General features: G+C 54.8%; 23 protein-coding genes. 16 read left to right on the top strand and 7 right to left on the bottom strand.

Annotated features, from left to right (window positions below; all coding sequences use genetic code 11):
- Positions 1 to 2: 2 nt before the first annotated feature.
- Both JRG72_00390 and kdsB read right to left on the bottom strand, forming a co-directional pair.
- The gene (locus JRG72_00390; GenBank protein MBW2133680.1) at positions 3 to 719 is read right to left on the bottom strand and encodes a hypothetical protein; all 717 of its coding nucleotides are present in this window, start codon (positions 717 to 719) and stop codon (positions 3 to 5) included.
- Between the two features lie 213 nt (positions 720 to 932).
- The gene (gene kdsB / locus JRG72_00385; protein MBW2133679.1) at positions 933 to 1,685 is read right to left on the bottom strand and encodes a 3-deoxy-manno-octulosonate cytidylyltransferase; all 753 of its coding nucleotides are present in this window, start codon (positions 1,683 to 1,685) and stop codon (positions 933 to 935) included.
- Between the two features lie 142 nt (positions 1,686 to 1,827).
- On the opposite strand from kdsB, the gene clpB reads away from it, so the two are divergent.
- A complete protein-coding gene (clpB, locus tag JRG72_00380) occupies positions 1,828 to 4,404 on the top strand; it encodes an ATP-dependent chaperone ClpB (GenBank protein ID MBW2133678.1) in 2,577 nt (858 codons plus the stop codon).
- Positions 4,405 to 4,484: 80 nt separating this feature from the next.
- Here the strand turns inward: clpB and JRG72_00375 are convergent, their stop codons facing one another.
- Positions 4,485 to 5,210: a uracil-DNA glycosylase gene (locus JRG72_00375; protein MBW2133677.1), complete on the bottom strand. Its 726-nt coding sequence runs from the start codon at positions 5,208 to 5,210 to the stop codon at positions 4,485 to 4,487.
- A gap of 321 nt (positions 5,211 to 5,531) precedes the next feature.
- Between JRG72_00375 and JRG72_00370 the strand changes: the two genes are divergently transcribed.
- Together JRG72_00370 and JRG72_00365 are read left to right on the top strand one after the other, a co-directional pair.
- Positions 5,532 to 6,590 carry an MBL fold metallo-hydrolase gene (locus JRG72_00370; GenBank protein ID MBW2133676.1) on the top strand — a complete coding sequence of 353 codons (1,059 nt, stop codon included), beginning with the start codon at positions 5,532 to 5,534 and terminating at the stop codon, positions 6,588 to 6,590.
- A 175-nt stretch (positions 6,591 to 6,765) separates the two neighbouring features.
- The gene (locus JRG72_00365) at positions 6,766 to 7,287 is read left to right on the top strand and encodes a hypothetical protein (GenBank protein MBW2133675.1); all 522 of its coding nucleotides are present in this window, start codon (positions 6,766 to 6,768) and stop codon (positions 7,285 to 7,287) included.
- A gap of 167 nt (positions 7,288 to 7,454) precedes the next feature.
- Here the strand turns inward: JRG72_00365 and JRG72_00360 are convergent, their stop codons facing one another.
- Positions 7,455 to 8,225: an NAD-dependent deacylase gene (locus JRG72_00360; protein MBW2133674.1), complete on the bottom strand. Its 771-nt coding sequence runs from the start codon at positions 8,223 to 8,225 to the stop codon at positions 7,455 to 7,457.
- A gap of 317 nt (positions 8,226 to 8,542) precedes the next feature.
- Between JRG72_00360 and JRG72_00355 the strand changes: the two genes are divergently transcribed.
- The 9 genes from JRG72_00355 to JRG72_00315 all read left to right on the top strand — a co-directional run bounded on the left by JRG72_00355 (position 8,543) and on the right by JRG72_00315 (position 14,390).
- The gene (locus JRG72_00355; protein MBW2133673.1) at positions 8,543 to 8,728 is read left to right on the top strand and encodes a hypothetical protein; all 186 of its coding nucleotides are present in this window, start codon (positions 8,543 to 8,545) and stop codon (positions 8,726 to 8,728) included.
- A gap of 409 nt (positions 8,729 to 9,137) precedes the next feature.
- Positions 9,138 to 9,326, top strand: coding sequence for a hypothetical protein (locus JRG72_00350; GenBank protein ID MBW2133672.1), 189 nt, complete (start codon positions 9,138 to 9,140; stop codon positions 9,324 to 9,326).
- A 55-nt stretch (positions 9,327 to 9,381) separates the two neighbouring features.
- The gene (locus JRG72_00345) at positions 9,382 to 10,302 is read left to right on the top strand and encodes a methionyl-tRNA formyltransferase (protein MBW2133671.1); all 921 of its coding nucleotides are present in this window, start codon (positions 9,382 to 9,384) and stop codon (positions 10,300 to 10,302) included.
- Positions 10,303 to 10,450: 148 nt separating this feature from the next.
- Positions 10,451 to 11,299 carry a histone deacetylase gene (locus JRG72_00340; protein MBW2133670.1) on the top strand — a complete coding sequence of 283 codons (849 nt, stop codon included), beginning with the start codon at positions 10,451 to 10,453 and terminating at the stop codon, positions 11,297 to 11,299.
- Positions 11,300 to 11,546: 247 nt separating this feature from the next.
- On the top strand, positions 11,547 to 12,059 hold the full coding sequence (locus tag JRG72_00335) for a GNAT family N-acetyltransferase (GenBank protein ID MBW2133669.1): 513 nt from the start codon (positions 11,547 to 11,549) through the stop codon (positions 12,057 to 12,059).
- A 243-nt stretch (positions 12,060 to 12,302) separates the two neighbouring features.
- The gene (locus tag JRG72_00330) at positions 12,303 to 12,530 is read left to right on the top strand and encodes a hypothetical protein (protein MBW2133668.1); all 228 of its coding nucleotides are present in this window, start codon (positions 12,303 to 12,305) and stop codon (positions 12,528 to 12,530) included.
- Between the two features lie 84 nt (positions 12,531 to 12,614).
- Positions 12,615 to 12,929 (top strand): hypothetical protein, encoded by a 315-nt coding sequence (locus JRG72_00325; GenBank protein ID MBW2133667.1) that lies wholly within the window; start codon positions 12,615 to 12,617, stop codon positions 12,927 to 12,929.
- Between the two features lie 93 nt (positions 12,930 to 13,022).
- A complete protein-coding gene (locus JRG72_00320) occupies positions 13,023 to 13,826 on the top strand; it encodes a hypothetical protein (protein MBW2133666.1) in 804 nt (267 codons plus the stop codon).
- Between the two features lie 126 nt (positions 13,827 to 13,952).
- Positions 13,953 to 14,390: a hypothetical protein gene (locus JRG72_00315; protein ID MBW2133665.1), complete on the top strand. Its 438-nt coding sequence runs from the start codon at positions 13,953 to 13,955 to the stop codon at positions 14,388 to 14,390.
- Positions 14,391 to 14,478: 88 nt separating this feature from the next.
- Here JRG72_00315 and JRG72_00310 read toward each other — a convergent pair whose 3' ends face one another.
- The gene (locus JRG72_00310) at positions 14,479 to 17,232 is read right to left on the bottom strand and encodes a cation-translocating P-type ATPase (GenBank protein MBW2133664.1); all 2,754 of its coding nucleotides are present in this window, start codon (positions 17,230 to 17,232) and stop codon (positions 14,479 to 14,481) included.
- Between the two features lie 248 nt (positions 17,233 to 17,480).
- On the opposite strand from JRG72_00310, the gene JRG72_00305 reads away from it, so the two are divergent.
- The 4 genes from JRG72_00305 to JRG72_00290 are packed head-to-tail and all read left to right on the top strand — an operon-like array spanning position 17,481 to position 21,979.
- On the top strand, positions 17,481 to 18,434 hold the full coding sequence (locus JRG72_00305; protein ID MBW2133663.1) for an MCE family protein: 954 nt from the start codon (positions 17,481 to 17,483) through the stop codon (positions 18,432 to 18,434).
- The gene (locus JRG72_00300) at positions 18,424 to 19,362 is read left to right on the top strand and encodes a tetratricopeptide repeat protein (protein MBW2133662.1); all 939 of its coding nucleotides are present in this window, start codon (positions 18,424 to 18,426) and stop codon (positions 19,360 to 19,362) included. Before JRG72_00305 ends, JRG72_00300 begins: the two co-directional genes overlap by 11 nt.
- Positions 19,363 to 19,377: 15 nt before the next feature.
- The gene (locus tag JRG72_00295) at positions 19,378 to 20,166 is read left to right on the top strand and encodes a DUF169 domain-containing protein (GenBank protein MBW2133661.1); all 789 of its coding nucleotides are present in this window, start codon (positions 19,378 to 19,380) and stop codon (positions 20,164 to 20,166) included.
- Positions 20,167 to 20,206: 40 nt separating this feature from the next.
- Entirely contained in the window at positions 20,207 to 21,979 is a 1,773-nt protein-coding gene (locus JRG72_00290; GenBank protein MBW2133660.1) for an adenosylcobalamin-dependent ribonucleoside-diphosphate reductase, read from the top strand.
- 16 nt (positions 21,980 to 21,995) lie between these two features.
- Here the strand turns inward: JRG72_00290 and JRG72_00285 are convergent, their stop codons facing one another.
- A complete protein-coding gene (locus JRG72_00285; GenBank protein MBW2133659.1) occupies positions 21,996 to 22,676 on the bottom strand; it encodes a hypothetical protein in 681 nt (226 codons plus the stop codon).
- Positions 22,677 to 23,245: 569 nt separating this feature from the next.
- Positions 23,246 to 24,943 (bottom strand): FAD-dependent oxidoreductase, encoded by a 1,698-nt coding sequence (locus tag JRG72_00280; protein MBW2133658.1) that lies wholly within the window; start codon positions 24,941 to 24,943, stop codon positions 23,246 to 23,248.
- Positions 24,944 to 24,990: the final 47 nt, after the last annotated feature.

Genomic DNA, 24,990 nt, shown 5'->3' with positions numbered 1-24,990 from the left:
TCTTACTGTTTTAAAAACTTGAGATGAGAATTTTTTAAGATTAGTTGCGCCTGGCGTCGATCCTCCTCTACCATTTTTTGACAGATGGCATGTTTGTCTGAATTAAAAACCTTTTCCAGTTCAACTTTGGCTTGAGCGGGGAGCTTCAATCGGAAAAGGGTTTCGGCCAGAAAAAGGTGGTTGGTGGTATTTTCCGGGACCAGTTCGGTGGCCGCCCTCAGATGATGAAAGGATTTATAAAGGTCTCCGACCGATAGTGGCCAGCTGGGGGCCTCAAAGTAGATCCGACCTAATACTCGATGAGGCCCGGCCTGATCATAGGTCGAATCGAGCGCCAGGCAGCGCTCCAGCTCTTTAATAATTTGGGGAAGAACCACGAGCCCCTTAGACCAGTTGACTTCAGCCAGACCGGCAAGGTTGAGGGCCAGCCAATAATGGCCCTCGACCCTTTCCGGCCTTTCCTGGATCAGCTGCTCGGCATAAATTTTGCCTTTCTCATAAAAAAATTGTCGGTTTGCTTCCTCAGCCAACTCTCCCATAATATATGCTCCGCGTGCCATCCGCACTAGCAGGGGAAACCGCCCGGAGCCAGTCTGAGGCAGAAGTTCTTGATAGATGTTGAGGGCTCGAATAACCTTGTCGGGAATGTGACTTTGGACGAGCAGATCTGCTTCCTCTAGGGTTGCGGCCTTGGCCGTTAAATCCGCTAACCCCAGCAAACTCCCTAGAATTACATAAGTTATTGTTTTAACAATTCTGGTCTTGCTGAAATTTCTCAAAATCCTGGCTCCAGGCTTAAATAAGGCTTGGTAATTTCTCCCCTCATAATAGTTAACTTCTGATTACCGAGTTGTCAATCATTAATAGATTTCTTTAAAAATTACCTAGCGCCAGGGTCTGCAACCCCCTGTGCCTCGGCTTAAATGGATTTTTTAAAGGCTGTCAGCCATAAGATAACTTTCCACCCGGGCGATGTCTTCCGGGACGTCCACCTCCAGGGTTTCGTACTGGGTTTCGACTACCCGGATGGCAAAGCCGTGTTCCAGGGCCCGGAGTTGCTCCAGTTTTTCCGCCTGCTCCCAGATTCCGGGGGGCAGTCGCACATATTGGCGCAAAAAGTCATAGCTGTAGCCGTAGATGCCGATGTGCTTGTAGAAATAGCGCGACTCCGCGGCATCGCGCCAGAAGGGGATCGGGGCCCGAGAAAAGTAGAGGGCCTGGTGGCGCTGATCGAAAACCACTTTGACCACATTGGGGTTCTGGGCCGCCTGGGGATTGGTAAGGCGTGAGGCCAGGGTGGCCATGGCCACCTCCGGCTCTGTCAGCAAAGACTGGATGAGCTGGTCGATCACCGGCACCGGGAAGGCTGGCTGATCGCCCTGAATATTGATCACCACATCCGGGGGCGCCAACCCCAGCCGCGCGGCTGCTTCTGCCAAACGATCGGTACCGGAGGGGTGATCAGGCCGGGTCATCAATACCTGACCACCAAAGCCCTGGACACAGTCGGCGATACGCCGATCATCGGTTGCGACCCAGACTCCGGTAAGCTGCTTAACCTGGCTGGCCCGGGCATAGACCCGCTGGACCATGGGCTGCCCGGAAATCAGGGCCAGAGGTTTGCCCGGAAAGCGGTTGGAACCATAGCGGGCCGGGATAATCGCCACCAGCCGCCGATCATTCATGGCCGTATCTCCCAATTAACAGGATTTTTAACATATTGCCCCCCGTCCTGATAAGCTGCCGTAGCTTGACATTGGTTCATTCATGTTTATGGTAATATAAATTACAGGTTGTTAGCAACGCTAAAGGGGGAGGCGTTTTTTTATGCGTTTTGACAAAATGACTTTAAAAGCCCAAGAGGCTTTGCAAGGGGCCCAGGAACTGGCCCGGACCCTGAACCATTCCCAGATTGAAACCGCGCACTTATTGCGCACCCTATTAGCCCAGGAAGAAGGTCTGGTTCGGCCCCTAATTAAAAAATTAGAGGTTGAACCTCAACAACTTATCAAAGAAGTTGAAAATATTCTGACCCGGTTGCCGCGGGTAAGCGGTGCGGCTCAGGTATATATCTCTCCGGAACTAAATAAAGTCCTGGACGCGGCCTTTAAGCAGGCCGAAGACATGCGGGATGACTATGTGTCCACCGAGCACCTGCTGTTGGCCATGGCCGCGGCCAAAGACACCGAGATCGGTCGGGCTTTGGCAACCTTAGGGCTCAGCCCGGAGGCTATTTTACAGGCTTTGGCCGCCATCCGGGGGTCGCAGCGGGTAACTGATCAGACTCCGGAGGATAAATATCAACCTCTGGAGAAGTACGGCCGCGACCTGACCCAGTTGGCCCGCAGAGGAAAACTGGACCCGGTTATTGGCCGGGATATGGAAATCCGGCGAATTGTCCAGGTATTATCCCGGCGCACCAAGAATAACCCGGTGCTTATCGGCGAAGCCGGGGTGGGCAAAACCGCCATTGTCGAGGGTCTGGCCCAGCGCATCGTCAACGGCGATGTGCCCGATAGCCTGAAAGATCGGCGCATTGTCGCTCTGGATATGGGGGCGCTGGTTGCCGGAAGCAAGTACCGGGGCGAATTCGAGGACCGTCTCAAGGCGGTCATTAAAGAGGTGGTGGAGTCGGACGGCAATATTGTGCTGTTTATCGATGAACTACACACCCTGGTGGGGGCCGGTGCCGCAGAAGGCGCGGTGGATGCCTCCAATATGATCAAGCCGCCCTTGGCCCGGGGTGAACTGCGCTGTGTGGGGGCCACCACGATCAATGAATATCGCAAATATATTGAAAAAGATGCAGCTCTGGAACGGCGTTTTCAACCGATTTTAGTAACGGAACCGAGCGTCGAAGACACCATTGCCATCTTAAGGGGCCTCAAAGACCGGTACGAGGTGCATCACGGGGTGCATATCAAGGACAGCGCCATTATCGCCGCCGCCACCCTGTCGAAGCGCTATATTACCGACCGTTTTTTGCCGGACAAAGCCGTTGATCTGATCGACGAGGCGGCCAGCAAGCTGCGCATCGAAATCGACAGCTTGCCGTCGGAGATCGACGAAGTGGAGCGCAAGATCCGCCAGGAGGAGATCGAGCGGGAGGCCCTGAAAAATGAGCAGGACCCAGCTTCCTTAGAGCGTCTGGCCAAGATCGAAAAGTCCCTGGCGGACCTTAAAGAACAGAGTGCGGCCATGAAGGCCCGCTGGCAGCAGGAAAAGGAGGCCATCACCCGTATCCGGGAAATCAAGGAGCAGATCGAACAGGCCAAAGTCGAGGAGGCCCAGGCCGAGCGCCACGGCGATCTGGCCAAGGCCGCGGAACTGCGGTATGGCACGCTGCTCAACCTCCAGAAGGAATTGGAGGCCAGCACCCAGAAGCTGGCGGAATTACAGAAAGACGGGGCCATGCTCAAGGAAGAGGTGGATGCCGAGGACGTCGCCGAAGTAGTGGCCAAATGGACCGGCATCCCGCTCTCCCGGCTGCTGGAAGGCGAAAAGCAGAAGCTCATCCATATGGAGGAGCGGCTGGCGCAACGGGTGGTAGGTCAGACTGAGGCGGTGCAAGCGGTCTCCAACGCGGTGCGTCGGGCCCGCTCCGGGTTGCAGGATCCCAACCGGCCATTGGGTTCGTTTATTTTCATGGGGCCGACCGGCGTCGGCAAGACCGAACTGGCCCGGGCCCTGGCAGAGTTTCTGTTTGACTCAGAGCAGGCCCTGATCCGCCTGGATATGTCGGAATATATGGAAAAACATACGGTTTCCCGGCTTATCGGCGCGCCGCCGGGCTATGTTGGTTATGAAGAAGGCGGCCAACTCACCGAGGCGGTGCGGCGGCGGCCCTATTCAGTGATTCTGTTTGATGAAATCGAAAAGGCCCACACCGAGGTCTTTAACTCCCTGCTGCAGATCCTGGACGACGGCCGCATGACTGACGGTCATGGCCGGACTGTGGATTTTAAGAACACCATTGTCATTATGACCTCCAACATCGGCAGCCAGTATATCTCCGAAGTGGCCGATGAGGAAGAGATGAAAGAACGGGTGATGGAAGCCCTGCGCTTCCACTTTAAGCCCGAGTTTCTCAACCGGGTGGATGATATCATCATTTTCCACCGGCTGGATCGGGACCACCTACGTAAAATTGTCGATCTGCAAGTCGAGCGCCTGGCTCAGCGGCTGCAAGAACATCAGATCAACCTAGAGCTCACCGATGCGGCCCGGGATTTTCTGGCCAACGAGGGGTTTGATCCAGTGTATGGAGCCCGGCCCTTGCGCCGCGCCATCCAGAAGCACATCCAGGACAGTCTGGCCAAATTGGTCCTGCAAGGTGAATTTGGCGAAGGCGATACGGTGCGGGTGGACGCCGATGAACGCGGTCTGACCTTTGCCAAGGTCTAAAACCGATTCTGGTTTGGGGGAGGATGACGAATTGCCGCCGTCCTTCAAATTTTTTTATGCCCAATTATGCGCCTCTTCGGTTACGGTAAGGTTTCCAGGTAGCTTCCATCCGGCAACATGGTGTCGGAGTGATATTCTCCTTTTTCCTCCATCTGATAGCGGACACAACTCTCCCAGTCGCCCTGGCAGTAATATTCAATCCAAAAGGGGGCAAGTCGGCCCTGCTCATAAAAGCGGCGCATCGGGCACAGGGGATACCATTTACAGGGTTGAGATAGGACCCGAAGCTTTTTATACATCTCCAGAATAGCAGGTTTGAAAGAGCGATTGTAAAGCAAAGCCGAGGGATGCGGCAGTGGGAAAATCTTTTGATCCACAGCCAAGATCAGCTTGCCATAAAGATTGCGAAACTCGGATCGCGCCGCCGGCCGAGAGGCATTATACTTGGCCAAGATGTAGCGGGTGGCGAAATATCCCAGGGGAACCAGCACTGCGGGCATAATGATGGCGATCTCCTGGGCCAGATAGGGGCTGCAGGCGTCGATTTCCTCCTGTTTGGGCCGCCGGTTCTTGGGAAGATGGCATTTCACCAGATTGGTCATATAAATCTCGGTTCTGCTGAGACCCGCAGCTTTAAGGAACTCGTCCAAGATGGGACCTGAAGGGCCGATGAACATCCGCCCCTCCCTATCTTCCAGTTCACCCGGAGCCTGGGCAATGAGCAGCAGTCGACTATCCACTTTGCCCTCACCGGCCAGCACCTTGGTCCTGGTTAAAGCCAGCTGACACCTTTGACAATTTAGCATTTCCGCCTGCAAGTCAATCAGGGCTTGTAGTTTTTGCTTCCGGAAGGACGGCTGTTGCGGATACTCGTTATGCACCAGTTCTGAGGTCTCCCGCACTCTCCTGTGGCGGAGGGTATGTTTAGATTATCTGCAGGGGTGGCGGCTATAAACCACATTCATTATTCAATGGCAGAAGTTTTAATGTCAATATATAATCCTCGAGAACTTCGGGCCTGATGGAATGACGATTTGGAATGATGTCTAAAAAGACCTCGATATCAATATAATTTAATTCTCCAGCCGTGGCGGGAAAATCAGAAAAGGAATCAGGATTTACACCTGATGGCCTTCAGACTGCTCATCGCACTGTTTATCCTATTGCTTCTTTTGTTTCTGGCTGAGTGTGGGCGACCGAGGCCACCTCTATCTCCCCTACCCTCGCACCACACTGCTAACGGTTTTCGCAATCCCCATATTCAAACCAGGAGCCGGTCTTTGGATTTCTTTCGCTGGCAATTGGGGTTGGGCCCTAATGAAGAGCCCGCCCTGCCCGTCGGAGAGGTGCCGCCCTATAATCCAGAAGCGGTGTCTCCCGATCTGGATCAAATCTATAACCCTAACCCCGGAAGGATTCAAGTCACCTGGATCGGACACTCCAGCTTTTTAATTCAGGTTGACGGCGTAAATATCCTGACGGATCCGGTGTTCAGCGACCGGGCCTCCCCGCTGACCTTCGTCGGCCCCCGGCGGGTGGCACCGCCGGGCCTCTCCCTGGCTCAGCTACCGCCGATCCAAGCCGTGGTAATCAGTCATAACCACTACGATCATCTTGATATCCGCACCGTGGTCAGTCTGGGAGACAAGACCCAATTCTTCGTACCCCTGGGTTTGGCCAGATGGTTTAAAAAGAATGATCTCCATAAGGTGACGGAGCTGGATTGGTGGCACTCGGCGAGTCTGGGGCCAATCCGCGTGCACTGTGTCCCGGCCCAGCATTTTTCCATGCGCAGTCCTTTTGATGCCAATGAGACCCTGTGGTCGGGCTGGGTGTTGGAAACCGCCAGTGGCAAGATCTTCTTTTCCTGCGACACCGGCTATTGTCCGGATTTCAAGGAAATCGGCCGACGTCTGGGTCCCATGCGGCTGTCGCTGATTCCCATCGGTGGCTATATGCCCCGGTGGTTTATGCGGCCTATGCACGTCAATCCGAAAGAAGCAGTAATGATTCATCAGGATGTGGGATCGCGGCAGTCAATCGGCATGCATTGGGGCACCTTCAAACTGACCGACGAGCCGATGGGCGAGCCGCCGGTATTCTTGCAGCGGGCTTTGCGCCAGGCCAAGATTCCCGAGGACCGATTCATTGTCCTGCGCCTGGGCGAAACCCGGATTTTTCCATGATCCGGTGCTATTAATCAGTGTATTTTATACCGATTAGCTTTCAAATGAGTAATTTTATCCTTTATCCCCTCTCCCCAGCTGGCGGGGGAGAGGGCGAGGGTGAGGGGGCATTTTAGCTCCTTGATCGCAACTTGGTATTATAGGTCAATTTGATTGGAAGGGCAGTGAGCCGCCGATGCCGAAAAAAGGCATTCTAAATGAAATCAGCCGGGCGAAACTTCTATGGGACCGCTTTGGGGAAGCTATCTTGCAGGAGCGGCAGATCGGATTAAGTCTGAAGCGCTATCAGGAGGCTATTAATCATACTGCTAAACTAAACCGCAGGCTCGGTATCAGCACCGCCTGCGCTGTTTGTGCACGGAAGGGGTCAGGCAGTTGCTGTTTCCCGGGGGTGGAGAATCAATACGATCGGTTGCTTTTGCTGTTAAACCTGTTGCTGGGGGTCCAACTTCCTGATTCCCAGGAAATCTTTGGGAAATGTTTTTTTCTCGGGCCTCAGGGTTGCAAATTAATGGCCCGGCACTATTATTGCCAGCGTTTTCTCTGCCCGGAACTTCAGGAGCGTCTGGGATCGGTCCGATGCTGCCGGATACTTGAGGCTGTCGAAGCCGAACTGGCGGTGGGTTGGGAGGTAGAGCAGTTGGTCCGGCAATGGCTTAGAATCGGAGGACCTCATAATGGGGAGGAGGTTCACTAGGCCTAGCCCCACAGTTGATAAATTCCCAACCGCAATCGTGCTCCGAGAAGCATACTTCCCCCTCACCCTGAACCTCTCCCCCCGCTACGGGGGAATAGGGTTTGGGTAAGGGGGTAAAACCATCGCGGGCAATCTCCCAACGGGATATTGCTGGGTTTTCCCGAAAGTCAAGATTTACCAGAGTTCCTGTCAGAGGGGGGAGACTTGGGGGCCAGCAGGGCCAAGGCCTGGGGCAGCACCTGGTTGGCTGATTCCTGAATAAAATAATCGGTCAGGTGCTCGGTTAAAGTGGTAGGTTCCAGATTGATTTCTACCACTAGGGCACCGTGGCGCTTAGCCACGTAAGGGAGCAGGCTGGCCGGGGCTACCTCCGCGGAAGTGCCGATAACCAGAAACAGGTCGCTGTGTTCGGCCAGCTCCCAGGCCGCGGCATTGGCCCGCGGGGGAATATCTTCGCCGAAAAAAACCACATCCGGCTTGATCAATCCCTGACATCGGCAATAGAGGGGCAGGCGGGAAAAATCGAGCTCCTCTCGAGTAAAAACCCGGCCGCAGCCCAGACACACGAACCGATGGGCGTTGCCATGATACTCTACTACCCGGTGGCTGCCAGCCGCCTGGTGCAAGTTGTCGATATTCTGGGTGATAATGCCCTTGAGCTTGCCCAACCGTTCCAGTTCGGCCAGGGCCAGATGCGCGGCATTAGGCCGCGCCCGGCCGATGATTTCGTCCAGCTCCAAAAGCATCTTCCAGACCTTGGCCGGATTCTTAAGGAAAGCCCGGATATGGGCATATTCCAGGGGTTCATAATGTGTCCAAAGACCATCTGCCCCTCGGAAACTGGGGATGCCGCTATCCACTGAAATTCCGGCCCCGGTTAAGGCCACCCCAGCCTGGGCTTTGTTCAGCAAATCGGCCAGTTCTCGCGCATTGCTCATCTTCACCATAAATAAATTACCATAAATTCCGCAATACTGATACGGTAAAAGTAAATGGTTTTGAACCGGTTTGGCTGCCGCTGGCTCTGCACTCCCCTCAAACTTTACAATTTGTAAAATTTGCCGACAGTCAGTTGCCTGAGACACGAGCTGGGAAATAGCTTTATTATTGAACAATTTGATTTAATCCAAACGGTTATAACAAAAAGGGCGGCATCTGGGATTGGCACCACGGTTGCATTGACTCCGACTAAATTTTTGAAATGGCCAGGGATCATGGAAATCTGCCCGCTAGGACGCTTCATGAGGAGAGTAAAATGGATAACTGCAAAAAGAAGGCGGGGGCGGCAACCTGGTTTAAATTTAAATTGGCCCTGATCCTGGTCCAGGAAGGTGAAACCCGGGAAGAGGCCTGGATCCGACATCTCACTGAATACCCGGAAGATTTCCAGGCGACAATTAAAATCTTTAACTTACCCGGGGTTTACCGTAGGGAACTGTGATAGGAAGGTCATGGTTTTTGTAATGAAGAAAAGAAAGAGCTTGCCAGCATTGCTAACTGATAATAATCCTACCGAAATTCCTCCGATATCCATCCTCTGCGAAGGGGGAGAAGTGGGACGGAAGTTATCCCCCTAGGAACTTGGCCCGGTTCCTGGTTCCTTCCTGTCCATATATTCTCCCCCTTTCCCTCCTGGCTTTTAAGGGTCGCTATTATCTGTGGGCACGGATTTAGTTTTACATCCTGGCCGTGATTGTGGTAAAATTCCCAATCATTAAAGAATATCAGCACTAGTGTTTATGCTCGTCTCTGGAAATAACTATGGAAAACTAAAGATAATTCCTGGTTAAGACCATAAGCCCCGGAAAGGGCTTGAATCAGACGATGTTAATTTATGGGAGGCCGATAATATGGCAGCAACAGAAGAATATCGGAAAAAGCAGGCGGTCCTATGTGTGGTGGTGTTTCTGTGTTTTGGCTTAGCGATTCTCAATTTTTGCTGGATTACCACCGTGCTGGCGGTGTTGGCCGCTTCTGCCGTAGCTATTTATGCTTCTACCCTGGAGCCGGAACGGCCCCCGGAGGAACATCATCATTAACTTGATCCCATTTAAGATTTAGGCCAGCGGCCCTGAACTCAAACAGGAGGGTAACATGCGTATTGTCCTGATCGGCCAGGCGGCGTTTGGCGCCGACGTGTTTAACAAGCTGAAGGAGCGGGGGCAGGACATCGTCGGGGTATTCTGTCCACCTGATCCCCCCAAAGGCAAGTTGGACCCCCTGAAGGAGGCTGCGCAGGCGGCGGGGGTACCGGTTTTTCAGCCCCGGCGGATGAAGGATTCGGAGGCTGCAGAACAGATGCAGACCTTGAATGCGGATCTGGGGGTCCTGGCCTTTGTCACCGATATTGTCCCCCCGCAGGTTTTTAATCAGCCCCGGTTGGGGAGCATATGTTATCACCCTTCGATATTGCCCAAACACCGGGGGGCCTCGGCCATCAACTGGGCCGTCATCTACGGCGACACCAAAACCGGCCTGACCATTTTCTGGGTGGATGAGGGCATAGACACCGGAGAAATCCTACTTCAGAAAGAGGTGGAGATCGGCCTGGATGAGACCACCGGGGCTCTTTATTTTAACAAACTCTACCCCCTGGGGGTGGAGGCCGTGGTGGAAGCGGTGGAGATGATCCAGGCTGGCACTGCGCCCCGGATTCCCCAGGATCATGCCGCGGCCACCTACGAACCCCCCTGTGACGAAAAAGTCAGTGGCATGGATTGGAATATTCCGGGCCGCGCCCTATATGATTTCATCCGCGGTTGTGACCCACAACCCGGCGCGACCACCACCTTGCGCGGGGAAAAGGTTAAGTTTTACAATGCTTCCTATAGTGCCGCCTGCCACAGCCATACCCCAGGCGAGATCCTGGAGGTCAACCCCAATGGCCTGACGGTGGCGGCCCGCGGCGGTACCCTGCAGATTCAGCGCTTCCGTACCAAAGACTTAGGCAAGGTCAAGGCGGAGGAATTTATCAAGGCCAAACAACCCAAGGTGGGGGAGCGCTTCGGTACTTAAGCTATTAAGGGGCGACCGGCTCCATCGCCCCTACCATTATCGGGAAAATGGTATAACCAGAAAACCAGGCCGGGCCAACGATTACCGCCACGAACCAAGGTAACAGAAAATTTACCCTGCCCACTGACCGACTCCAGATGGAAAGACGATGAAAAAAATTGGCATCTATTATCATCCCTCGTTCAGTCGCAAGAGTTACATGACCATCGGTAATCGCCTGCGGGATTTTCCGGAAGTCCTGGAGGATTTGCTCAAAAAGCCCAATGTCCAAATGTTTGAGTCCCCCCGGGTGTCTGAAGAACTGATCCTCAAGGTGCATGATGCGGCCATGATCCCGGCGGTGGCCCGGGATCCCTTCTGCAGCACGGCCTATGAGTCGGCGGGCGGAGTAGTGGCGGCCATGGAGGCCCTGGCCCGGGGCGAATTGGACCGGGCCTTTTGTTTTATCGGGGCCGGCGGCCATCACGCCGGCCGCCGCCAGTTCTGGGGGGCCTGCTGCTTTAATGACGTGGTCATTGCCCTCACCCAGGTGCGATCCATCAGCCCCTGGCGGCGCTTTGCCATTGTTGATACCGATGCCCACCACGGCGACGGCACCCGGCAACTGGTCAAAGATGACCCCGAGGTCTTGCACCTCTGTTTCTGTGGCAGTAACTATAAATCCTCAGACGGCACCAAGATCGACATCGACGTCTATAGTTTGGGCTGGCAGCCCCAGGTAAATTCTCTCTATGTCGAGGCGGTGCGACGCCAACTGCCCTTGATCCCTGGGTTTAAACCTGACCTCCTGGTCTGGTATTTTGGTTTTGATACCCATTGTGACGATTACGGCTCCTTGGGGCTGACCGAACCGGCCTTCTTTGAGATCTGCGATCTGATGCTGTTTGTCTCCACGGAGTGCGGCATCCCCTTGCAAGTGGTCTTAGGCGGTGGTTCCCTCCCCCATCTGGCCACCGCCCTGATCCCGGAAATTATCCGGCGCCTGGCGGAGGCTTGAATTTTGGGTCAGGCAATCTATCAGAGTTATTACGCAGGTCAGAAAAGACAGCTCTTGGGAGTGGGGGGCTAGGGGTCCCAGACCCTTACCCCTCTCCCAAACCCACTCCCCCAACCCCTTAAGGGGGGTTGGGAGGGGAGCTTGAGGGGAGGGCGGGGGACCCGACGGTCCCCTGGCCCTTCCCTCAAATTAACCCTTTAAATCACCGGCAAACTTTACGACCTGACGCTTAGCGGTGATGAAAACCATAATTAGGGCTTGCGACCATCATGATTTTGAGATGATCTACGCCATTATCAACGAGGCGGCCACAGTCTATCAGGGCGTTATCCCCGAGGATTGCTGGAAAATACCCTATATGCCCAGAGATGAACTAAAGCACGAAATCGAGGCCGGGGTAGTGTTTTGGGGTTATGAAGAGGAAGGGCAATTACTCGGGGTGATGGGTCTGCAACCGGTTCAGGATGTCATCCTCATCCGACACGCCTATGTCCGCACCGCCAGGCAGAAGCAGGGGATCGGCGGGAAGTTGCTGGCAGCCCTGCGTCAACAGGCCGACCGCCCTATTCTGATCGGCACCTGGGCGGCAGCCACCTGGGCCATCCGATTCTATGAAAAACACGGCTTCTGCTTGGTATCCCTGGTTGAAAAGGACCGGTTGTTAAAGCAATACTGGTCAATCCCCCAAAGACAGATCGATACTTCCGTGGTTTTGGCCGATTCGAACTGGTTCAAGTCGTTTCAGCCTACCAAAATATAACCAACCTCTAAGAAGTCAGCCGTATTAGCAGCCCTTCGTTACCGGCTAGGAGGCTGTCTTCTTTCTTGCGATTAATAATCCCCAGCTGACAAATCTTTGACAACCGCACCAGGTTGATTAGCTTTCTGCCCCAAAAAGATATAAGGAGTTACCAAATATTAAGGAGGTTATAGAGCATGGCTTGCCTCTGGCCGTTTTAACTGCCGGGCGGCAGCAAGGTATGTACTACACGGAGGTAAGAAAATGAAAAAGTGCATGGTGATTTTGGCGTTGTGGGGATTGGTCTTAATTGGCGGCTGTAGTGTCAATCAGGACTTTGTCAGGGCGGTGGATGGCTATACCAGGGTTATTCTGCCGGAATACCAAGACTACGTTAAGCAAGATCCGCAGCTGAGCCCGGATACCAAACGGATCCGCCTCCAGACGGCCGATAAGTTTCAGCAACTGGTAGACGAGGCCAGAGTGAAATGAGTTGTTAGTTTTAGTTGGAGAAGGAAAATCATTAACTTTAAACCACAACTTCCAACTTAAACTCTAAACCCACGGAGGAGTAACATGCCCGACCTGAACCGGCTCCGAGATGAAATACTCTCTTTGCTTAAAGCTGAGGTGAAAGATTTGTGGGATAAGGAAGATATAGATTTCCTGCAACAACTGGCCACCGACCTGGCCCGCGAGAAGCTGCTGGCCGCCGCCTCTGATGATCCCCAGGAACATGAAAAAAATCTCCAACACCTGGCAGCCATTCTCCAGGGCGAAGTAGCGAGAAGACAACTGCAGCTCAATCAGAAAGGCCAGGATCTATTTGTGCGGGTGGTCGGCCTGGTGATCAAGACCGTGGCCCTGCCCCCTTTGGGGGTAATCATTTAGGTTTTAGTTATTAGTTCCAGTTGCCTATTTTCTCCGCAACCATGACCTAAAATTTGGAACTGCTAAATACTCCCCGATCGAGGAAAGAAAGCCATGGCGAAAGTTCAACTGACCCCGGCATTAAGAGAGGAATATCAGCGGTTATTTGATACCTGCATCATCCGGGCGGATAAAATCAGCCAGGTGGAGGCGATCCTCAACAGGATCAACGATAATCGGGGCCGTTATCAGGCCGTGGGAGAGCCGCTGGGCATCCCCTGGTACTTCATCGCGGTGATCCATAACATGGAGTCCTCGCTCAATTTTAACCGGCATCTGCATAATGGCGACCCTCTCAGCGCCAGGACGGTGCATGTCCCGGCCGGGCGGCCCAAACATGGAACTCCACCCTTTACCTGGGAAGAGAGCGCCGCTGACGCTTTGTGCTTGAGGGGCTTGCATATCTGGCAAGACTGGAGCCTACCGGCCTTGCTTTACAAATTGGAAGAATACAATGGCTGGGGTTACCGCCTTTACCACCCCCATGTCCGGTCACCTTATCTGTGGAGTTATTCCAACCATTATGTCAGTGGTAAATATGTGGCTGACGGCCGTTGGTCGGATGAAGCGGTGTCCCGGCAAATAGGGGCCGCGGTCTGTCTGCGCCGCCTGGCCGAATTGGACGTGATCGAATTACCGAAAATCCCATCCCCGGCAATCGCACCTGAACCGGCTGAACCTTTATTACGTTATTCGAAAAACGAACGATCGGCCATAGCCAAAGAACTTCAGAGCTTTTTAAATACCGTGCCCGGCATCTATGTCAAAGTTGATGGCTATCCGGGCCAGAAAACCTCTGATGCCTTCAAAAAGGTTACCGGATATTACATTTATGGTGATCCCCGGACCCCGGCATAATAAAAACCCTTTGATCTTCTTTTTTATCCGAGATATGCTTACTGGGCAGACGGGCCAGACCATCGTGGTCGGGACTGACAAGCATTGGCGCAGGCCTAAATTGAACAGGTGAGAAAGGAACAGCCAATGGAAATTCCGGAATATGTCACGATTGAGGAAGTTAAAAAGGTGTGCCGGGAACTCAAAATAAGCGATTGGACGGCCTTGACCGAGCCCAAGGTACGGCTGGAAGAAGCTCGAAAAATTATGGGCCAGATGGATCTGGGGGGCATGGACATTCCAGTGGAGGACTTCTGCAGGGGGCTGGAGGTCGAACTGGAACACGGCCTGCGGTTCAAGGAGGCCAACGTCACTAATAACCATCCCATTCTGACCGGCAAAATCGTCCTGGCGCATTTCAAGGAATCCCTGGATTATTACCAGCGCCTGGAAGTGGCCGAATTGGAGGGCGATTTGCTAAAAGCGGTCAAAGCCCAAAACTGGCCCAAAGTCGAACGCCTGTATAAAGAACTGGCCGCGGCCCGGCTCGAGCTCAGTCAGGTCGAAACCCGGCTGCTGGGCTAAGCGCCTGATAACCTCATAATTAACCCTGGTTCCCAAGCTCAGCTTGGGAATCAGGGCCTGATAGATCAGTTAATGGCAGGCAGGCTGATCAGGCTGCTTGCGCATTTGCCCCCAGGCGGCGCAAAATCCACTTGGTCAGCTCCACGCTGGGGAGGATGGTAAGGCTCACTCCCAGGGCGATCAGCCAATCCTCCAGGCTAAGCGGTATGGTATGGAACAACCGGGCCAAGGGCTCCCATTCCACCACCGCGGCCAACAAGGCCAGGGAAGACAATACTGCCCCGATCAGAAAGCGGTTCTTCAACAACCCCATCCGCCACAGCGAATAATATTCTGAGCGACAGTTGAAGGCGTTGACCATCTCCAGGAGCACGATGCCCACGAAGGTTATAGTCTGGGCTTTGACCAGGATAAGGTGGGGATCGGTGTAACCGCTGGGATTGGAGTAATAATAGTAGGCAAACAGGGGCAGCAACACCGCCAGCAGATGGATGGGGATCACGGTCAGCAGGGTGTTGACCGGCCGGGTAAAGAGGCCTTGGTTGGGGGGGCGGGGCGGACGCTGCATAACGTCGGGGTCCTTGGGATCCACCCCCAGGGCCAGGGCTGGCAAGCCATCCGTAGTCAGATTGACCCAAAGGATCTGGATGGCGATCAAAGGCAGGGGTAGACCCAGGAAAAAGGCCAGGGACAACACCAGGATTTCACCAATATTGCAGGTCAACAGAAAGATCAGATATTTTTTGATGTTATCGAAAATCACCCGCCCTTCCTCGACCGCGGCCACCAGGGAGGCAAAATTATCGTCGGCCAGGATCATGGCCGCAGTCTCTTTGGTGACCTCGGTGCCGGTGATACCCATGGCCACCCCGATATCGGCCCGCTTCAGGGCAGGGGCGTCATTGACCCCGTCACCGGTCATGGCGACGATCTCTCCCTGGGCCTTGAGGAGGTTGACCAGGCGCAGTTTATGCTCCGGGGCCACCCGGGCAAATACCGGAGTCTGGGGAAGGACGGCCAGTAACTGCTCATCGCTGAGCCGGGTCAGATCCCGGCCGGTCAACACCGGACTGGCCTCGCCAGGATTGCTGGCCAGCAAGCCGATCTCCCGGCCGATGGCCGCAGCCGTAGCCGGATGATCGCCGGTGACCATGATCACCCGGATGCCAGCCCGATGGCATTGAGCCACGGACGCCGAGGCCTCGGGGCGGGCCGGATCGATCATCCCCACCAAGCCGACCCAAACCAGGTCACCCTCAACATTATCCTTATTGTAGTTGGTCAGGTCGTCCGGCAGTTGGCGATAAGCCAGACCCAGGACCCGTAAGGCGGCCGCGGCCATGGCATCGGCCTGGGTCAGAATGCGTTGGCGATCTTCCTCTAATAAAGGTCGGATTTCCCCCTGATAGAATTGCCTCTGGCATTGGCGCAGTAGACTCTCAGGAGCACCCTTGACATAAGCCACTTGGCCCTCCGGAGTCTGATGAACCGTGGTCATGCGGCGCCGTTCAGAATCAAAGGGCACTTCGCCCACCCGAGGCAGGTCCTGGGTTAGCTGTCGATAGTCCAGGCCAGCCTTGCGGGCCAGCACCAGTAAAGCTCCTTCAGTAGGATCGCCCCATACCGACCAGATGCCGTTGGTTTCCTTGAGGACGGCATCATTACATAACAAGGAAATCCGGGCGGCCAGGTTTAGTGTAGGCCAGTTATCCCGATTTATCGGCTGGCCAGAGGCCAGAAATTCCCCTTGGGGCAGATAGCCGCTGCCCGTCACCTCTATTTGGGTATCATCCAGATATAACTGGCGAACAGTCATTTCATTGCGAGTCAGAGTGCCGGTCTTGTCGGTGCAGATTACCGTAGTGCAGCCCATGGTTTCTACCGCGGGCAGCCGTTTGACAATGGCGTTACGGCGGGCCATTTTGGTAGTGCCGATAGCCAGAGCGCCGGTGACCACCGCGGGCAGGGCTTCCGGGACCGCGGCCACCGCCAGGCTTACCCCCCAGATAAACATCTCCAGCCAACCATAGCCTCGCCAAACTCCCAATAAAGCCGCCAGGGCACAGATAGCCAGGGCGATAAGCCCCAGCAGCCGACCGATACTGGCCATACGGAGCTCCAGCGGGGTCTTTTCATGAGTGATTTCTCCCAACATACGGGCAATCTGGCCGAAGGCGGTATTCATGCCGGTGGCGGTGACCACTGCCTGGCCCCGGCCGTAAGTAATTACCGTGGCCCCATAGACCATGCAGGTGCGGTCGCCCAGCGGCGTGTCTTCCGCGTCTACCGCCTTGATATCCTTCCTAACCGGGGTAGATTCGCCGGTCAGGGGGGCTTCGTCGGCCATCAGGTTCATTTGGACCACCACCCGCCCATCAGCCGCCACCCGGTCGCCAGTATGCAATACCAGCAGATCGCCCGGCACCACCTCCCGGGCCGGGATGATAAACTCCTCGCCACCCCGGATAACCGTAGCTGTCGGCGCGGCCATTTGCTTCAGGGCCTGTACTGCCCGTTCAGCCCGATACTCCTGGATAAACCCCAAAATGGTGCTGGCCATGACAATGGCAAAGATGACCAGGGCATCCAGGGTCTCGCCCAGCATTAGGGAAATCGCGGTAGCAATCAGCAAAATGATGATCAAAATATTTTTAAACTGGCCCAGGAAAAGGTCGACCACTGAAACCCGGTGTCCGGCAACCAGCTCATTGGGGCCGTAAAGCCTCTGCCGTTCCTCGACCTGGGCCGCCTGCAGTCCCTTCGGCCCGGTGTCCAAGGCGGCAAATACCTCTTCCAGAGGCATGGTATGAAAAGAAGGCAAAAGGTCTTTTTCTGAGTTCATAGAATGACAAAACCTGTTTAAGAAAAGTTAGCTTGAAATTGAAGTTCTTATCAAAAAATCGGGCCAAGCGATCAATTTTTTTTATTTAACATTTCTTTTAACAGGGACCAATAAAAACTGGCACCAAGGCATTTTAATGAATATTATAAGCTTTGCCTCTCAAAGGGAATTGCGTTGTCAAATCAGCGGCGGAAATGGTATGATCGAACATAACTTTTTACCTGGTCCACCACCCTGGAGAGCTTGATATGGACGAAGGCTTTACTAGGTCTGAAAAGCTGGCCGGGCTGTTTCTCTTCCTGATGCTGCTAGTCACGGTAGCGGCGCTGCTCGCCATTGGCCAGGGCAAGGCCTGGTTCAAGTCACAGCAGACCTACCTGGTCAAATTCAAACAGGGCTATAATCTCACGCCGGGCTCGGCGGTCAAGATGTTTAACACCGAAATCGGCAAGGTGACCGACCTGCACATCAGCCGGATAATGGACCAGACCCAGGTGGTGATCACCATTAAGGTATTAGCTGAGTACGCCGATCTGATCCGCCAGGATTCAGTGGCCGAAGTGCAAAGTCCAGGGCTGTTTGGGAGCGAATATCTGGAAATCAGTCCCGGCTCTTCCGGGTATCCCCCGGTTGCCGAATATGGCACCATCCCTTCCCAGGAACGTAAGACTTTTGCTGATTATTTAGAAGAGTTTAAGCCCGAGGAAAGTTTGCGCCGGGCTAAGCAGATTCTGATTAATCTGGCTTATCTGACCGAACAACTTAAAACCCATGAACGGAAATTGCTCACCTCTGTAAACAAATTTAACGAAGTGATGGCGAGCATTCTCGAGGCCAAGGGATCGCTGGGGAAACTAATGATGCAAACCGACTTCTATGGCCGGCTGGGAGAATCGCTGACCAAAATCGAAAATGTGGTCAAAGATGCCCAAAGCATTACCAGCAATCTTAAGGACACTACCAGCCAGATGCCCGCCCTGGCCAAATCAGTGAGGGAAGAGGTGCAGACGGTTAAAAGCATACTGGCGGACATCAAACAGGGCAGTCAGGAATTTCCTGAATTAATGGGGTCGGCTTCGGAAGCGGCGCGGGGCGGCACCGCGGTGGTGGACGCTCTCAAAGCCAACCCCCTTATCCGTCTGACCCTGCCCAAGCAGCCGGATAGCGAGACTATTCACCTGGAGCCTCGGAATGTCCCTTAAGTTCCTGGGTCGGATTGTTTTGGCATCCCTGGTGATCTGGGGCTGCCGGGCCGGCCCAGATCCCTACGGCCAACAGGTCACCAGGGCCACTACTCTAACTATTCAGGGTCAACAATGGTTTTCCCAGGGAGACCTGCAGCGGGCGGCGCGGGATTTTGGCCGGGCTTTGGAGATCAGCCGGTCCATCGATTATCCCTCAGGGGTGGCGCAGCAGCTAAATAATCTGGGTGCCGTAGCGCTGGAGCAAGGAAACCTGGAAACTGCCCGAGATCTGTTTAATCAGGCCTTGAGCTTAAACCAGGAAATCCCGGATTGGGCCGCCGTCAGCACCAACCTAGCCAACCTGGCCACTGTCGCCCACAAATCTGGCCATCTAGACCGGGCTGGGGAATATCTGCAGGCCGCCCAGAAGGCTGCGGCGCGTTCCGCTTCTACCGAGGCTCGGGGCCGGATCCTTTGTCAACTGGCCAGCTGGTATTTAGATCAACAGGAGCTCGAAGCCGCGACCGCCATGCTAACCCAAGCCCGCCCCCTGGCTACCACCCCGGCCTTGCAGGGCACCTGGAATCATCACTGGGGCTGTTTGCGCCTGGCGCAAGGAGACACTGACGCAGCTTTGACGCATTTTAACCAGGCACTAGCCGCAGACCGGGAGATTCTCGACCGCTCGGCCATGGCCGCTGATCTTTTCGGTTTGGCCGAAACTTACCAGGCCCGAGGTGAGCTGGGCCAGGCCTTTTACTATTATGGCCGGGCCTTCGATGTCTATGCCATCCTGGGGAAAAAGTCCAGGATAGAGGAATGCCTTAAACGCCTCCGTCAGGTTAATGAGGCCGGCCGTCTGGGCCGGTCCCTGAAAAGATTCGAACCCCGCCCTGAGTCGACACCTGGGCAAGCAAGTCAACTTTCATCACAAAAAACCTTTTAGCTAAGGAGGGAAGCCATGGATTACAATGCCGCCACTCTCCAACTTAAGGAAGACCTGCGCTTGCGGACCGAACCCCTGGGAGTCAACTTTTTAAAAAGTCCCGCTGAGCTTCCGGACAAGACCCGACGTCCTTCCAAGGTTTTTAAGAAAAAGGTTACCATCTGTCAGGGTCTAACCATGGCCCGGGTCTATGGCTGGAGCGTCGGCCTGACTAAGGACGACCTCATCTGTATCCCGGCCATGCTGGCCTTTGGATTGACTCCGGCGGCTGAACCGGCTACCGAATTAGGCCAGCTCTTCTGTGAAGTGGGGTTCCATCCGGAGGCTGGCCCCGGCATCCGGGAAGCCCAGGCCCTGCCCCGTCTTGCTCCCGGGGAACTGGGGGCCCTTTATATGAGTCCTCTGGACCGGCTTAAGATGGACCCGGAGATCGTGGTGATTTATGGCAACCCGGCGCAATTGATCCGCCTCATCGGCGCTGCCACCTTTAGTTTTCGGGAACGGGTCAACGGCAGCTTCGGCGGCAAAGTCGAATGCGCCGAATATCTGATCGGTCCCTACCAGAGCCAGCAGATGCGGGTGGCCATCCCGGGGATGGGAGACCGGATCTTCTCCATGACCCAGGACGACGAAATGGTCATGGCCTTCCCCATCCAGTTGCTGGAAGGGCTGCTGGTCGGCCTCAAGGAGGCTGGCCGAAAGATCGGGGCTCGCTACCCGATCACTTTCTATCAGAATTTCCAGCCGGAATTTCCCAAGCCCTATCAGGAACTGGCCAAAAAATTGGGAATGGCCGGAGAATGACATAAATCCCAGACTTTTTAATTTTATTGTGGAACTGGTTATGGAAAAAGAACGGCGGAGCGATTTCAGTCCAATTGCCCGGCGGGTGCTGGAGCAGCGATATCTGCGCCGCGCCGAAGACGGCAGAATCTTGGAAACCCCCGAAGGTCTTTTCCGCCGGGTAGCCCGGACCGTGGCCGCGGCCGAACACCGCTATAGCAGCCCGCCGGCTGCGGCCCGGATGGAGGAAGCCTTCTACGAGGCCATGGCAGAGCTGAAATTTCTTCCCAACAGCCCGACCCTGATGAATGCCGGGACCTCCCGACAGCAATTGGCGGCCTGCTTTGTCTTGCCGATCGAGGATAACATGGAGAGCATCTTGGGGACGGTGCGCGATATGGCCCTGATCCATCAAAGCGGCGGCGGCACCGGGTTTAATTTTTCCCATCTGCGGCCCCGCCTGGACCCGGTGCGGACTACCGGCGGGGTGGCTTCGGGGCCGGTGTCATTTATGCAAATCTTTAATACCACTACCGAGGTGATCAAACAAGGAGGACGACGCCGCGGGGCCAACATGGGCATCCTCCGATATGACCATCCCGATATCCTGGATTTTATCATGGCCAAGGCCACCCCCGGAGCCTTCACCCACTTTAATCTATCCGTGGCGGTCAGCGATGAATTTATGGAAAAGGTGGAGACCGATGACACCTATCCTTTGATCAATCCCCGGACGGGCCGAACGGTCAAAACGCTACCGGCGCGGGAAGTGTTTGAGACCATTTGTCAACAGGCCCTGGAGACCGGAGATCCGGGATTGATTTTTCTGGATGCCATCAATCGCGCCAATCCCCTTCCGGATTTAGGCCAACTGGAGGCCACCAACCCTTGCGGCGAGCAACCTTTGTTGCCTTATGAAGCCTGCAACCTGGGCTCCATCAACCTGGCCCGGCTGGAGCAGGGCGGTGATGTAGATTGGCCCGAATTGGACCGGCTGGTCCGTCTGGGAGTCACTTTTCTAGACGATGTCATCGACCAGAGCCATTACCCCTTGCCCCAGATTGATGCCCTGACCCGGGCCAATCGCAAGATCGGCCTGGGAGTGATGGGACTGGCGGATCTGTTCATCCGCCTGGGCCTTCCCTATGATGATCCTGGAGCCCTGAAACTGGCCGGGCAACTGATGGCCCGCATCCAGGCCACGGCAGTAGCCCAGTCCGAGCAACTGGCCCAGGAGCGGGGGCCATTCCCTAACTTCAGCCGCAGCCGCTGGCATCATGAGGGCAAACCCGGGCGACGCCACGCCACCCTGACCACCATCGCTCCCACCGGCACCATCAGCCTGATCGCCGGAACCAGCAGCGGCATCGAACCATTATTTGCCATTGCCTATATGCGCCGGGCCTTGGAAGGAGAAGAGTTCTTACAGGTACATCCTTTATTTATTCAGAAATTACGAGAGGCTGGCCTGGACCCGGATAAATGGCTGCCTAAGATCAGTCCGGTGGGGCGGGTCCGCCCGTTTACCGACTTGCCAGCCTCCCTGCGTCGGCTGTTTCCCACTACCTTTGAGGTCACACCCGAAATTCAGCTCCAGATGCAGGCGGCCTTTCAACGGCACGTGGACAACGCCGTCTCCAAGACCATCAACCTGCCGCCCAGCGCTACGGCAGCAGAGGCAGCTCACTCCTTCCAACTGGCCTACCGTCTGGGGCTCAAAGGAGTAACCATTTACCGTTATGGCGCGCGTCCGGGCCAGGTACTCAGCCTGCCCCCCGAACCCTTAACGCTGTCCAGCGAGTTCTCTGAGGAGTGCCGTCTCTGTTCGGTGTAGCCGGAAGCAATGACGGTCAAGCCTCCGGCATACCGTTATATTTTACCACGTAGTCAGGCCGCCGGGATAACCCAAAGCTTCGGTTCATGTGGTCCCGCTCATCAAGTCCGATGCGCCGGAACACATCCGCCCAATTGTCAAAATTGCCATACTCCTTGACTAGCGCACTCTTGACCGGTTGTCCCTCCCATTCCGGGTGGTCGGCCACGAATTGAGCATAAACATGCTCGGCGTGGTCTTCGAACTCGGCGTTGAACAGGTAGGCCCGGTGTGGACTGACGAAGGCCATGACCTTGGTTAACAGCCCATAGGAACCGACCATTAAAGACGGAATGGGCCAGTAGAGATACCAGGGATCCTTGATGCCATCCTCTTTCATTTTTTCGTGGATGAGGAGCAAGTGCCAGTATTCATTATCCTGGGCGTCCCGGCACCAGGCCAGCATTTCCCGCGCCTGTCGGACTATTTCTGGATTGCGATAGTGGCGGGTCATACGGGCATATTGGCGGTTTTCCCAGGCGCGGTATGGAATGCTGGCCAAGGTCTCAATAAGCTTGGCTTTGGCAAGGGTTGTTTCCTTTCCCGTCACCAGATCCATCATCCCAAAAAAGATGCGTGCTAACCGGGAGTATTGGTAGCGCGGACGCTGGAGGGATTCTGTTTGAGCCTTTTTTAAATCAATACCTTCTGTTTGCATATGATTTTCTCCCATTAGGCTTAAAAGTTGTTATCCATGGATGGCAAGATCGGCGACCATTACGTCTTTTACAAGAATTATTACTCCGAGCATTTAATACCAAGTTGCGATCAAAGAGCGGAAATGCCCCCTCACCCTCGCCCTCTCCCCCCAGCAGGGGAGAGGGGATAAAGGATAAAATTACTCATTTGAAAGCTAATGGGTATAAAAGGTTAATTTGAGGGAGGGGTAGGGGTCTGCGACCATTAGCCCCCTCTCCCATGAACAGTGGTTAAATTTACCCGAAAATTCGCCTGTCAAGACGGTACGGCACAGGGAAAGTATAAAAGCTTTTTATTCCAACATGATAGGTGATGGGCAGCTGAAGGGCCAGCGGGAAAATATTAATTTTTTCCCTCCGATAAGCCACCATTTACGTCCGCGGGCCTGACTGCTTAAACTAGGCTGGAGCAGCGCCGCACTCAGTGGATAAGCAATAACGGCGCTGCTCCCCGGCTGCCTTACAAATTGAAGAAAGCCACCCAGACCCGGAGCTTGGGGCTAATTTTTAGTAAGGTATTAGATTAATGTTACTTTTCCAATTCATAGGGCCATTGCACGACCCCGCCATCCATGAACATGATATCTTTAAATCCCAGTCCTTCCAGAATTTTCACGGCCTCATAACCCCGCAGACTCAGTTTGCAGAAGGGAATAATGGTTTTGTCTTTTGGGAATTCTGGCGCCTTTTCCCGTAAGCGGCCTAAGGGCATGAGAAAAGTGTGCGGATTTTTGAGACGGACCTCTTGGAATTCCTGCGGCGTGCGGACATCCAAGAGCATGAAATCTTTGCCCTGCTCGGTCATTTCCTGGACCGCCATGGGGGTGATGGAAGGAGCCCGGCCCTCCAGTTTGTTGAGCATGACATTGGCGGCCACCAGGAGGTTATCAAGGGCCGACGAGAAGGGCGGAGAATAGGCCAGATTGAGCTGCGACACGGTATCCAGGGTAGCCCCCAAGGTCATTGCCGTAGCCGCCACATCCAGCCGTTTAGAACCATCGCCGGGACCTACCACCTGCACCCCCAGGAGGCGGCGAGTTTTGCTGTCGGCCACCATTTTGAGGCCCACCACGCCGCTTTGGGGATAATAATGAGCATGATCCGGGCCTGGAACCAGGGCCGTGACCACCTCAAAGCCCAACTCGCGAGCTACCGACTCTTTAAGTCCGGTAGCTCCCACGTTAAAATCAAAGACCTTGGCTACCGAAGTACCGACGAAACCCTTGAAGGTCTCCTGTCCACCAGTGACGTTGGTACCGATAATCCGGCCGTGAATATTAGCCAACTGGCCGGAAGAGACAAAGGCTGGCTTGCCGGTCAGCAGATGTTTGCTTTCCACGCAGTCGCCGCCAGCATAGATATCGGGATCAGAAGTCCGCAGGTAATCATCCACCTTGATGGCCCCGGTTTGGCCCAGCTCCAGCCCGGCCTGGCGGGCCAGCTCCACATTGGGACGCACGCCAATGGCAATCAGGACTAAGTCGGCGTCATATTCACCTTTATCGGTGACCACCTTCTTGACTTTGCCCTCTGCCGTGCCAACAAAACGGGCCGCCCGTTCTTGAGTGCGAACCGCCACGCCTTTCTCGTTTAAATGACGGGTTAACAAGGCGGCGATTTCAAAATCTAACAGATTCGGAGCTACAAAATCCAGGGCTTCGATCAGGGTGACCTCGATTCCCTGATGGGCCAAGGCTTCGGTCACTTCCAGGCCGATCCAGCCAGCCCCGATCAATACCGCCTTTTTAGGCTGGTCGCGTTCAATCGCTTCCCGAATGGCCAAGGCATGCTTGGGACTTTGCAGAGGAAAGATGTTTTCCAGGTCAATACCTGCAATCGGCGGCCGTACCGGCTGTGCACCGGTCGCTAACACTAACCGGTCATACGGGACGGTTTCCGTTTCGCCGGTTTTGACATCTTTCACCTCCACGGTTTTTTGGCCCCGGTCAATTGCCGTCACCCGTTTGCCCGTCTTGAGGTCAAAGCCTTTGACATTTTTGAAAAATCCCGCATCCCGAACCACTCCTACCGGGGTGGCCAGGAGTTCTTTGATATCGGGAATAGCCCCGGAAATGAAGAAAGGCAGACCGCAGCCGGCGTATGACACAAATTCTCCCTGCTCAAATAGGGTGATTTGCGCCTGAGGATCACAACGCCGGGCCCGAGCCGCGGCCTTGGGACCTGCAGCTACCCCGCCTACAACCACAATTTTCATGGAACTCGCCATCAGATGCCCTCCCCTGTCGACGTAGAACAACAATTATTGGGAAGGGA

It is taken from the genome of Deltaproteobacteria bacterium, assembly GCA_019309545.1.
GTDB lineage: Bacteria > Desulfobacterota > Desulfobaccia > Desulfobaccales > Desulfobaccaceae > Desulfobacca_B.
Note: the sequence above shows the minus strand (reverse complement) of the source record. Positions and strands in the feature narration are given on the sequence as shown.